Here is a 484-nt window from a genome sequence, read left to right as displayed (position 1 = left end):
TTGGACAAAGAAAGTGACCCGCCGCTCCATGGCGGAAGCTTTAGGCGTTTGATCTTGCTCTCGCTCTTGCTCTTGCTTGAGTCTTCTTTTGTTCGTCATTCCCGCGAACGCGGGAATCCAGTGCCTTTCGTGCGAGAGCGCTTGAAGGCACTGGATTCCCGCGTTCGCGGGAATGACGGTAGGAGGGAGTGCGCAGGTCTGGTTGTTTCGTCGATCAGGGACTTTCAGGTTCCTTAGAAGCTTCAAGCAAGATCAAACGCTACAAGCAAGATCAAACGCTAAACGCTTCCGCCATAAAGCGGCGGGTCACTTTCTTTGTCCAAAGCCACAAAGAAAGTAACCAAAGAAAGGGCTTTAGGCTGTTTCGAGTCAAAAGCCACGAGTGCGGTGCCGACGCAGGCAGGTGCCACATTGGGCATCCTGCCCAAGGTGGCACCCGGCGCACGTCCATGTGCGCCGCCCTTCGGGTGTCCCTGGTCTCGCG

1 protein-coding gene is annotated in these 484 nt (G+C 55.8%); it reads right to left on the bottom strand.

Annotated elements, in window-relative coordinates; genetic code table 11:
• Nucleotides 1-278 precede the first annotated feature (278 nt).
• Nucleotides 279-484, bottom strand: a 206-nt coding sequence (locus J7J50_RS20970; protein ID WP_215097553.1) for a hypothetical protein, incomplete at its 5' end; no start/stop codon positions are given.

It is taken from the genome of Lysobacter sp. ISL-50 (assembly GCF_018612875.1).
In the GTDB taxonomy this organism is placed as follows: Bacteria; Pseudomonadota; Gammaproteobacteria; order Xanthomonadales; family Xanthomonadaceae; genus Lysobacter.
Note: the sequence above shows the minus strand (reverse complement) of the source record. Positions and strands in the feature narration are given on the sequence as shown.